Source organism: Streptomyces phaeoluteigriseus, from assembly GCF_001896135.2.
In the GTDB taxonomy this organism is placed as follows: domain Bacteria; phylum Actinomycetota; class Actinomycetes; order Streptomycetales; family Streptomycetaceae; genus Streptomyces; species Streptomyces phaeoluteigriseus.
Map to the genome: position 1 here is coordinate 164039 of NZ_MPOH02000016.1, position 11070 is coordinate 175108.

An 11070-nucleotide genomic window follows, 5' to 3' on the forward strand; every position below is an offset into this window, starting at 1 on the left:
AGGGCTCGCCAGCGCGGTAGTTCGGAGAACGGCACGACCAGGCACAGGACAGTCACCGTGGCGGCGATCCACGTCCCCCACAGCGCCCACGCAGACACTGCCGCCGCCACCAGATGGAGCACGACCAGCAAGATGGTGACGATGCCCGGCACCGCAACGGGCGCGTCTCCGCCGGGCCGGTCGCCCGGGGTGCCGAAGACGGCAGGCAACCCGATCAGCAGCAGGACGGCGCCGATCGCCAGCGGGACGGAATGCGACCACAGGGCCCAGGGGGTGCACACCCAAGCGGTCACCTCGCCGGCGAAGCGCGTGCCGCCTCGGACGTAGTCGTGCCCCGGCCGTTGCGTCCTGGTCCTCACGGTGCCTACGGCTGCCTCCTGCCCGCGATCGGCAGAGGGCGCCTCGGACAACGGCTCGGCCGGAGTCTTCCCGTTCACAGGTGGCTGCGGGGTGGATAGGGAGGGATCGGTGGCGGCGGCCATGTCATCCTTCGGAGGCGTGATCAGGAGGGTCGGCCTGGAAACCGGCGATCAGGGTGTCGACGAGGAAGTGGAAACTCCGCTCGACGTCGCGGGGCATTTGGAAGCCGCCGGAGCCCTCAAGGGTGACGAACCCGTGAAGTGCTGATCGCAGCGCCCGTGCGGAGTCGACGACGCGCGCGTCGGGCAGGCCGAAACCGGCGAGGACGTCGAGCAGAACCTGCAACGCCGCTTCGCTGACGCGGCGGTCCTCCTCGTCACCGGCCGCCGGAGCGGGGACGGTTGCGGCGTAGCGGCCGGGATGCTCCAGGGCCCAGTGGCGGTAGCTGTCGGCGAACGCCCGGACCGCGTCCGGGCCGGAACGGCCGACGGACGCCCGGGCCAGCTGATGGGCGAATTCGCCCTTGGCCTGGACGGAGATGCCGTGCCGCAGTTCGTCCAGGGAGCCTACGTGCTTGTACAGGGACGGCGGCCGTACGCCGAGTCTGTCGGCCAGCAGACCCATGGTCAGGCCCGCCAGACCGACCTCGTCGGCGAGCGCCGCTCCCGCCGCGACGACGGCGCTCGTGTCGAGGCCCGCCCTAGGCACGGGCGTGTGCTTCCAGGAAGGCCAGCATCAGGGACACCGTCTCCTCGGGGTACTGGTCGTGCGGGTAGTGGCCGGCTCCCTCGACCACCGCGAGCTGTCCGACACCGGCCGGCATCGCAGCCACGATCGCCTCGCCCTCGGCACGCGGATCGACCCAGTCGGGGTCGAGCGAGCCCTGCACGATCAGGGCAGGGCACCGTACGTTGCCCAACTGGGCGCCGGCGTCGGTCGGCGCCGACTGCCCCATCTTCTGTATCGCCCGCATCCGGCCGGGCTCGCCCAGCATCGCCTCGATTCGGGCGAGCCGGTCGGTCCAGTCGGCCGGCTTGCGGCCGGGGTAGGCGTGGTCGAGATAGCGGGACCACAGTCCCACGCTGCCGAACAGGCTGGCGCCGAGCAGCCGGAAGGCACCCCTACGGTAGCTCTTCGAGCGGAAGTCGCCGAGTTTGATCGACTGCGCGCGGGTGAAGGGGCCCAGCTCGATGATGCCCCTGACCAGGCCGGGATCCTGGGCGGCCGCGATGGTGGCGGCGCCGCCGGAGATCGAGTGGCCGACCAGGACGGCCGGGCCGCTGTCGATGTGGCGGATCACCGCGAGCAGATCGCCCGCGATGTCGGTGCGCGAGTAGGAAGGCCATTGCGCGCTCGACTCGCCACAGCCCCGCAGATCGACCGCGGCCACGCGATACCCCGCCGCCACCAGAGGCGGCAGGACGAACCTGTACGCCGCGCGGCTGTCCCCCATGCCGTGGGCCAGGACGACCAACGGGCCTTCCCCAGCTGCCTCGTAGGCGATGGTTCCGCCCGGGACGGAGACGAACTCAGCCATGACATCTCCCTGCTCGCTAAGTGCAATAGCTACAAGCTAATGCGACTAGCTAAAAGCTAATGCCAATAGCCAAGAGAGTCAACTCCGGCCGGGCGCCAGGTGAGGGCGAGGGGGAAGGTCCAGCCCGGTCCGGGGTGGAGCGGTAGGGGGATGAGCTGACGCGCGGCTCGGCCCTGTCCGCGTCGTCGTCATTCCGGTAATGCCAGTTCGGCGCGTACCTCCCCCATCCCCAGAGGGCCTCTGCGTGCTCGGGGCAGGCGTGCCCGCTCAGCGGCCGGTGCTGGAGCCGGCCAGTACCTGCCCGGTCCTCGCGCTCCGGTGGCGAACCGGCAACGGACGCGATCAGGTCGAACTGGCGGAGACAGTCAGGCCGTTACGGCTGGGCAGCCCACGGTTTCGGCCGGGACATCACGCCGCGCGACTCCGGTCCGCAGTACGTGCGTGATCCCGGCGAGTGCCCACCTTCGTCGGCCGGCTCAGCACGCACGACACCGACCTCGACAACCCGCTTCGCACCGTTGGTCGGTCAGCCCCTCTGTCGGCGACCAGGGCCCCGGAGGAAGACCGTCCTCACCGTGATCACCCTGCCCGGACTCTCGTCCTGCGAGACCACGGGGAGCGGGAAGGGCGGTGGGTGTGGAGGACGAGCAGCGCCGGGGGCGTACTCGACGAGGCCGGGCACCCCCTCGCCGTAGGGGCACAGAGCCATCCTGGAGCCCCGCGCTCGTACTTCGCCGGATACACCAATCCCCTCACGGGTGTCCTTCGCCGGGCGGGCATCGAGGCACGCGCCATCGCCCGCGCGTTTCGACGTGAGACGGCGCGGGCCCCCCTTCTCACCACCCGAGGTGGCGACCGCACAGCCGACACACATCGGAGCGGGCACGCTCCGAGCTGACGGAACCTCGGAAGCCTGGCCCTTCAGCGGCGTCCCCCCGGGCGAGTGGACACCGCGGTGGCGGTCGGAGGCGTGGACGCTTCGGCGGAGCGCATCGAGCGGGCACGGACGAGGTGGCCACGTCGTTCGGGGCCCGCCCCGCTCGTGCCGCGTCAGCGTGGCGGCGGGGCGAGACGGGGGACGTCCGTGGGGCAGGGGTGGGGGCGGGCAGCTGGTACCCGTCCCCGCGTTCCCCGTGCACGCATTCGTGGTGGGAGCTATTCCTCTCACGGCGGTGCGATGGTCACGGCGGTGCGGTGGTCACGGCGGTGCGGTGGTCACGGCGGTGCGGTGGCTCCGCGGACCACCTGCTGCTCGCCCTGCGGTAACGGGCATCCTTCGGGGCTGCGATGTCAGCAGCTGGGTGCCCCTCTTGCTTGGCCGCGAGCGCCGCCAAGGTGCTCAGGTAACGGGCACAGAGAGTGCTTGCGGCGTGGTTTCACGCGCGGGGCGACCGCGTCGGCGACCGCCCGTCCCGTCGCGGTCCGACATGCGGCGACGTGGGCGATGAGCGGCGGACCGGAACGCTGTCACGGGGTCAGTAGGTGGCGAGGGAGATGGCGGTGTAGTGCGCGGTGAAGGCCACCACGGTCAGCGCGTGGAAGACCTCGTGGAAACCGAACCAGCGGGGTGCGGGGTCGGGCCGCTGGAGGGCGTAGACCACCGCGCCCGCGCTGTAGAGGAGACCGCCGACAACGATCAGGACCACTACGGCCGCTCCGCCGGTGTGCAGGAAGTCGGGCAGGTAGCTCACCGGTGCCCACCCCAGCGCCAGGTAGCACGGGGTGTACAGCCAGCGCGGGGCTCCGACCCAAAGGACCCGGAACGCGATGCCGGCCAACGCTCCCGTCCAGACGATCCACAGCAGCACGGACCGCTGGTCCGGCGGGAGGAGGACCACGGCCAGGGGGGTGCAGGTGCCGGCGATGATCAGGAAGATGTTGGCGTGGTCGAGGCGTCGCAGAAGAGCCTCGCCGAGCGATCCCCAGGTGCCGCGGTGGTAAATGGCGCTCGTCGCGAACAGCAGCCAGGCGGTGACCGAGTACACGGCGCAGGCCACGACCGCCTGCGGAGTGCGGGCCAGGCAGATGAGCACGACGCCTGCGATCAGCGCGGCGGGGACCATTCCGGCATGGAGCCAGCCACGCAGCCTCGGCTTGATCGGCTCGGCCAGGTCGGACACCCGCTCCACCAGCGCAGTGACCGAGTGAGCCCCCTCCCCCGCGTGGTCGCCCTGTGATCGGTCGGGTGGCCCGTCTGCACGGCGCTCTCCCCGCGCTGACACGGCGTGACCACAATCGACTTCAGCGGCGTCGCGGGACACAGCTTCTCGTCCTCCCCCGGGCTCCTGGGCGTCACTGGCAAGCATGCGGTCATGCTAGGCAACCTGACCCGGACACATGACGGGAGGTCGGTCCAGACGGTCCAGAACCCCGGAGCCAGGTCGCCGGGCCCGGGCCGGTTCGCCGCCGGGTGAACTCCACCTCCGTTGACGCTGCCGCCGATTGGGCCGGTCGAAGCCGAGTAGAACGGCTGGCCGTGGGAACGATCAAGGCTTCGGAACGGGCATCTCCGCTCGCCTACGCGCAAGGATCGCCGATGCTTCCTGAGGTCCGCCCCCACGTGTCCACCGCCCTCGCGGACCAGTTGGAACACCAACTGGACCTGGCTCCGCATGTCGAAGCCGGCCGGCTCGACGTGGAGGGCGTCGCCGGCATCGCGGTCGTCGCAGCTGCCCACTGCGACGGCTATGCGGCCACCGGCCATCTCCTCGGGCTGCTGGCCGCGCTGCCCGCCCCCACGAAGACAGGAGAACGCTTCTGGTCGGACCTGTGGAGGTCGTCGGGCACCGCGTACCTGCTGCCCGTCAACATCAAGGCTCTGGTGCTGCGTGCCCTGGCGGGAGAAGGAACCGCCCTGGCCCGGCAGGTCCTCTCGGCCGTCGATGAGATGACCCCGCCCCAGCGCGTCGCGGCCGGGGAGGTGATCGGTCAGGCCCTCGTCGAGTCCGACCATCTGCCCGACCTCAAGACACAGGTCATCGGAGAACTGTGGCTCCGGGATTTCGAACTCACCGCCTGGCGCGTCCTGCACGCGGACCGCAGGTCGGACGATCCGGCTGGACGGAAAGCCTTTCTCGACGCCTGGACGAGCGTCTGAGCGTCGGCTCCTTCGAGCCGCACGGGAGCCGCGCGGGAGATGCGGCTCCCGTGCCCGACGACGCTTGCAGCGACTGAGGTCAGGAAGCTCCTGGCCGAAGTCGCACCGACCCGGGGGGCCTTCACGGATCAGGGGCCGCGCAGCGATGGCTGCGCGGCCCCTGATCCTGCCGGCCCCGCACGAGAGCAGGCGCCTTCGTCCGGGCGGGTGGCAGGGCCCGGGGGGCGGCGGCCGCCTGGACGCGGCGTGCGCGATCCCTCGGGCAGGTCTGCGAGGTCAGGCTAGGTTGATGTTCTCGGCCTGCGGACCCTTCTGGCCCTGGGTGACGTCGAACGTCACGGCCTGGCCCTCCTGGAGTTCACGAAAGCCCGTGGAGTTGATCGCGGAGTAGTGCGCGAAGACATCCGGGCCGCCGCCGTCCTGGGCGATGAAGCCGAAGCCCTTCTCCGCGTTGAACCACTTCACAGTTCCCGTAGCCATGTCTCATGCCTTCCAGTCGATGAACGCCTCCCACTCGATGTGGCAGACGGAGGTGATCGCCCTGGTCCCTGCGGCACAGCACAGCAAAACGCCCACACCGAAGGCGCGGGCAAGAGGGAGTTCCGAACCACGACAGCTGACGCAGACGCTACACGCCCACACACCGCTCACCACAGGAAATGATCCAACCGCACACACCGAGACCGTGCGTGAGGTGCCCGCCGACGCTGACGGGCACGCTCATCTCATGCTGCGGCCGTCGAGTTCGCTGATTCGACGGCACGGCGGTATTCGGCGTTGAGGCGCTTGGCTTCCTCGAGCTGGTCCTCGAGGATGACGATCCGGCAGGCGGCCTCGATGGGGGTCCCGCGGTCGACGAGTTCCCGGGCCCGCGCGGCGATGCGCAGCTGGTAGCGGGAGTAGCGGCGGTGGCCGCCCGCGGATCGCAGCGGGGTGATGAGGCGTGCTTCGCCGATGGCGCGGAGAAAGCTCTGGGTGGTGCCGAGCATCTCGGCGGCCCGGCCCATGGTGAAGGCGGGGTAGTCGTCGTCATCGAGACGGCCGAACGTGTCGTCTGCTGTCATTGCACCTCTCTGTGGCACGCGTGGAGGGGCCCTGGCGCCGAACTGCCCGCCAGGGCCCCGAAGGAACCACTACACCATCTGCCGGCCCTGATACTGCACCGGCCCTCTGTTTCCGCAGACCCGACCGAGACGCTGTCGGGGGCGCGGGGATCGCGGTTGCCTGACCGGAGACCACCTCACTATCGATGTCCTGCGGTACCCGGGGCCAAGACTTCCGCCCGGGCGATCCTGATGGCGCTCGGTTCCTCCGTTCTTCCCTCTTGATCAACTAATCACTAGCGGAAACTGCGAACTGCTGGTGGCCTCGAACAGCGCCACTCTTCGGCAGCCAGCCCCGTCGCCCGTCCTACGTCTGCTCTGGCTTGGAACCCCACTGCCGAACCTCCCGGTGCGCGCGCCCGCAGCCGACGCCTTCACCGAGGTACCGCTCACCGACTTCACTGCTGGGTACGACGAACCTTCACTTGCCGGTACTTCCACTGCGGTACTGCTGATGGCGGCCCCTGATCACTGCGGGCCACCCGGTCCGGTGGTCAGCCCCGTCGCCGTCCTGCGAACACCCTGGCTTCGAAACTCCACCACCGCACCGTCCTGCGAACTGCAACTGCGTACTACTGCCCGGCAGTTCATCTCTGCCGGGCCCTGCTCGATCTCGGCTACGAGAGAAACCATAACCACACCGGCGACGAATGTCTACTTCGGCTGGCACAGATTTCCACGTGTTCGAAGGTGAGGTAGTCCGTCTCGACCACGACTCCCACAGAGTGGCCGGGCAGGCCGAAGGTACGACGTGTGCTGGTGACCGTCGGCCGGAGCGCCCGCACGCATCACATCGGACGACCGGGCCGACAGGTCAGGGCACTTCTTCCAACAGTTGTTCGGTCCAGATGGTCTTGCCCGCACCGGTGTACCGGCTGCCCCAGCGATGGGTCAGCTGCGCCACCAGGAAGAGACCGCGGCCGCCTTCGTCCGTCCACCGGGCCCGTCGCAGATGAGGCTGGGTCTGGCTGGGATCGGAGACCTCGCAGATCAGACGTTGATCCCGAATCAGCCGCAGGCCCACTGGGGCGCCGCCGTAGCGGATGGCGTTGGTGACCAGCTCGCTGACGATCAGCTCCGTGGTGAACACCAGATGTTCCAGCCCCCAGGAGGTCAGCCGGTCGGCGACTTGACGGCGTACCCCTGCGACGATGCTGGGGTCGGCGGCCAGCTCCCAGGCGGCCGTGGCATCTTCGGGAAGTCGGCGCACCTGGGTCACGAGAAGTGCCAGGTCGTCGTCCAAGGGCTCCTGCAGAAGTTTCTCCAGAATGCGGCCACCGATTTCCGTGACCGGACGGCCGCCTTCAACGCCTCCAGCCGTGCCTTCCCGCACCACGGTCAGTGCGCGGGTGTGGAACGGATCTCGCGCCGGCGCACCGGTGTAGAACGACAGCACATCACCGGGGCTCAGTTGCAGCTCGCTGGCTTCGAAGGGCTCCGCGCCCTCGCCCAGGGGCAGCCCCGGGCGCACGGGCACCATGTCCGCTTCGGCGCCGCCCCGCGAGACCAGCACCGGCCCGGGGTGTCCCGCACTGGCCAGTACGCAGTGGCCGGTGATCGGGTCGTACACGGCGTACAGGCACGTCGCGCCGTGCACGCTGCCGGCCGGGACGACGTCTCGCTGCTCCTCGTCCTCAGCGAACCGAACCACCAGGTCGTTCAGGTGGGACAGCACCTCGTCGGGACTGAGATCCAGATCCGTCAGGGTCTGCACCGCCGCCCGCAGCCGCCCCATCGCCGCCGTGGCGTTCATCCCCTGCCCACCCGCATTGCCCACGACGAAGCCCACCCGGCTCGAGGACAGCGCAATGACGTCGTACCAGCTGCCGCCGATCCCCGTCACCGCACGCGCGGGCAGGTGGGCACCGAATGTCTTCGCGGCCCCGACCTCCACCACCGGCCGTGGCAGCAGACCTCGCTGCAGCGCCTCCGCGGTGCGGCGTTCGAGGTTGTATCGCCGAGCGTTGTCGAGGCTCAGCGAGACCCGGGTGCCGATCTCATCCGCCAGCGTCACATCCGCCGGATCGAATGGGGCCCGTGTCCCGGTGCGCCAGAGTCCCACCGCCCCCAGTACCCCTCCTCTGACCAGCAGCGGCAGCACCATCAGGGATGTGGCGTCCGGGGGCAGCATGAGCGCGGCTCTTTCGGCGTCGTCCTTCAGCGCCGCCCGGGCCAGATGCAGATCCGGCAGGACACCGGGCGTGCCCTTGCGCAGGTGCTCGGCTTCTTCGTGGCCGATCCGGAAGGTTTCGCCGACCGGATGGCTCTCTCGGGGCCAGCACCCACTGGCCGCCGCTACAGCGATCCGTTGCATGGGCGTGCCGGGAGGGAAGGACATCGGCTCTTCGCCGAGCAACACGCCCTCGGTCAGGTCCACCGCCCCCAAGTCGGCGAAGGCCGGTATGAGGACGTCCAGCAACTGCTCGGCATTGCGGGTGACGTCCAGGGAGCCGCCGATGCGGGTCGCCGCGTCATGAAGCAGCTCCAGCCGCTCGAGTGCTCGTGGGTCTTTCGCCAGTACCTGTTCCGCGGTGGGCACCGGACGTCGTACGGCCTGCGGTCCGGAGCCCGGGGACTCCGCCCGGATCAGCCGCACGAGGAAACGGCCCTCCGCTCCCTCTGCGAGCACCGACACCGCCGCCACCGCCGAGAAGGGCGCGCCGCGGACGGTGTGCAAATCGGCCCGCGCGCTGAGCATGATCCCGCCCAAAGCGCCGGCGACAAGCTCGGCCCACGCGGACGGATCGTCGAAGAAGGCCGAGATCTCCACGCCGCGGATCTTGTCGATGGAGCCCTCGAACAGCCGCAAAGCAGTAGGTGTGCAGGTGAGGACGGCTCCCCTGGCATCCAGCACCAAGACGGACGGCTCCTGGGCCAGGACTTCGGCCACGGATGGGAACTCGTCAGACACGGTGCATCACTCCAGCAGGGTGGACGGCGCCCGCACGCCCCTGAATCGCTCAGCTGGTCGGTTGATTCACCGCCAGGCGGAGCGGCGACCCCGGGTATGCCCCGCTCGGCAGGCCTCCTCCGGTTCAGGATCTCGCGTTGCCGACCCGCGCTCCCCCGGCGGGAACGATGCTCCTCTTCAGCCTTCTACAACCAATGGTCGCCCACTGCCGCACTGGACGCACGATGGCCCGACGCGTGGCCGGCGACCCCGTCGCCAGGGAGGCCGGCCAAGGACAACACTTCATGGATCTGCGGCCCCGGCGGTCCACGTAGGCCGGGTGCAACGCGGTGGCCGGGCGCGGCGCGGGTCAGGCGGTCAGGGCCTGGTCGACGGTGGGATGGCAGCCGATGACCTCGTCCAGGCCGACGATCTCAAGGAGCCGTAGCACCGATTCCTGGGCGCCGGCGATACGCAGCCATCCCTGATCGTCGTTCGCGGCCTGGTGGGCAGCGACGAAGACGTTGATGCCGCTGGAGTCCATGAAGGTCACGCCGCTGAGGTCCACCACGGTCCGCAGGGGCACCGGGCCGTCGCAGGGCAGGAGGGCCTCGCTGAGCATGTCCTTGACGGCGTGGTCGATCTCACCCTGCACGGCGACCACCCGGATGCCGTTGATTGCGGTGTGGCGGATCGACAGGCGGCCGGGCCGGGCTGCTCCGTGGGTGTCTGTCACCGTTTCCTCGACTGTGCTCGCTGATGGGATCTCAAGGCCCCGGCGCGATGGTGCGCCGGTAACCTGCCTCGATGCTACGGCGAACACGTGTGCGGCCCATTATGCGGTTCTCACGGGACATGTGAGGCAGAGTGCCGGGTACGCGCAGGATGTGTGAAGGGGGAACAAGGATGGACCCGGCTGAATCAGTCCCCGAGCGTGAGGGCAGCGTGATGCCGGACGCCCCTCGGATACAGGACACCGTCGCGCTGGACGGTGACGGGCACGTGATCGCTGAGGCACGCCACCGGGCGGTGGACTTCCTCACCCGTGTCCAGGCGGAGCACGGCCTGCCGGTGTCCGCTCGCGCGATGGACCTGACGCAGCTGGTGGTCAGCGAGCTGGTCACCAACGCCCGCAAGTACGCCCCTGGCCCCGTGCTGATGGAACTGCGCGTCATCGGCGCCGTCGTGGAGGTGGTCGTGTGGGACAGCGATCCCGTCCTGCCAGTGGCGCGGGCCGCCGACGCGGACAGAGTCGGACAGCACGGCCTGGAGATCGTCATGGCCGTCGCCCAGGGCTTCGAGGCCCAGCGGGAGCCGGTCGGCAAACGCATCACCGCCCGCATCGCCCTGCCCGACGACCCCGGCGGGGACGTCACAGGACGCCGCCCCCAGTGACAGCCCGCGCTCCCGCCGGCCTCACGGCCCTCCCTGGCGATCCGCCGTGAAGTGAAGCGCTGCCGGGGCGAACAGGCGGGAGCGGCCGGGGCGGGCACGGTGCCGGCGCGCCGGGGGGTGGCGCCGCCGGCTGACAGCAACGAAACGACGCCGCCTTCGCCCGCACCGCCGCCGACGCCCAGTACGTCGGGCGGGCCGGTGCCCAGCCGCCCGTGTCGCCTCGTGACAGGGCCGCTTCGGCCAGCACCACCACGCCACCGCCATCAGGCGTGTCGGTGCGGTGAGTCCAAGCTGGACCAGCAGTCCTGCTACTGCGGTCCGCACGATCACCCTCATGCTGTCGTTGCCCGGTGCACGGCCTGCCTGGTCACGGGCGAGCGCGGTGAACCCTTCCGAGGCCGTCCAGCTGACCAGCGCGCCCGCGGACACCTCGGTCGCACGCGGCCTCGGAATCCCGCTGTCCGCGTCGTCCAGCACCTGAAAGCCGACCTGGACCAGGCAAGAACCCACTCGGGACAGGGGACAGAGGTCAGCCGGGACGCACGACGGCTCCCGTCCCGCGAACAGGAAGGGAGCCGTGCCGGTGTGTCCGGAGGCGATGTGCCTCAGCCGGTCATGCGTGACGGTGCGAATGCCGGTTACCGGCGACGAGGCGGTAGAGGGCGAGCAGGATGACGGAGCCGACGAT

At 69.9% G+C, this 11070-nt stretch carries 9 protein-coding genes; 2 read left to right on the forward strand and 7 right to left on the reverse strand.

All coding sequences use genetic code 11. The features are described 5' to 3' along the window. Positions 1-483: 483 nt before the first annotated feature. The 3 genes from BM536_RS25460 to trhA all read right to left on the reverse strand — a co-directional run bounded on the left by BM536_RS25460 (position 484) and on the right by trhA (position 4158). Positions 484-1068: a TetR/AcrR family transcriptional regulator gene (locus tag BM536_RS25460; RefSeq protein ID WP_073495281.1), complete on the reverse strand. Its 585-nt coding sequence runs from the start codon at positions 1066-1068 to the stop codon at positions 484-486. Next, on the reverse strand, positions 1061-1897 hold the full coding sequence (locus BM536_RS25465; protein WP_073495278.1) for an alpha/beta fold hydrolase: 837 nt from the start codon (positions 1895-1897) through the stop codon (positions 1061-1063). Before BM536_RS25465 ends, BM536_RS25460 begins: the two co-directional genes overlap by 8 nt. Before the next feature lie 1475 nt (positions 1898-3372). After that, positions 3373-4158, reverse strand: a complete 786-nt coding sequence (trhA, locus tag BM536_RS25475; protein ID WP_425444679.1) for a PAQR family membrane homeostasis protein TrhA — start codon at positions 4156-4158, stop codon at positions 3373-3375. Between the two features lie 275 nt (positions 4159-4433). On the opposite strand from trhA, the gene BM536_RS25480 reads away from it, so the two are divergent. Beyond that, complete coding sequence (locus tag BM536_RS25480) at positions 4434-4994, forward strand: hypothetical protein (protein ID WP_211362949.1); 561 nt, start codon at positions 4434-4436, stop codon at positions 4992-4994. A gap of 276 nt (positions 4995-5270) precedes the next feature. On the opposite strand, the gene BM536_RS25485 is transcribed toward BM536_RS25480, so the two are convergent. From BM536_RS25485 to BM536_RS25500, 4 genes are all read right to left on the reverse strand, one after another. Further along, positions 5271-5474: a cold-shock protein gene (locus tag BM536_RS25485; protein WP_030052720.1), complete on the reverse strand. Its 204-nt coding sequence runs from the start codon at positions 5472-5474 to the stop codon at positions 5271-5273. Positions 5475-5719: 245 nt separating this feature from the next. Then, on the reverse strand, positions 5720-6058 hold the full coding sequence (locus BM536_RS25490) for a MerR family transcriptional regulator (protein ID WP_073495273.1): 339 nt from the start codon (positions 6056-6058) through the stop codon (positions 5720-5722). 853 nt (positions 6059-6911) lie between these two features. Continuing rightward, complete coding sequence (locus BM536_RS25495; RefSeq protein WP_143650960.1) at positions 6912-9008, reverse strand: ATP-binding SpoIIE family protein phosphatase; 2097 nt, start codon at positions 9006-9008, stop codon at positions 6912-6914. A gap of 349 nt (positions 9009-9357) precedes the next feature. After that, complete coding sequence (locus BM536_RS25500; protein WP_073495268.1) at positions 9358-9723, reverse strand: STAS domain-containing protein; 366 nt, start codon at positions 9721-9723, stop codon at positions 9358-9360. Positions 9724-9935: 212 nt separating this feature from the next. On the opposite strand from BM536_RS25500, the gene BM536_RS25505 reads away from it, so the two are divergent. Beyond that, positions 9936-10382, forward strand: a complete 447-nt coding sequence (locus BM536_RS25505; protein ID WP_079275075.1) for an ATP-binding protein — start codon at positions 9936-9938, stop codon at positions 10380-10382. The last annotated feature ends 688 nt before the right edge of the window (positions 10383-11070 follow it).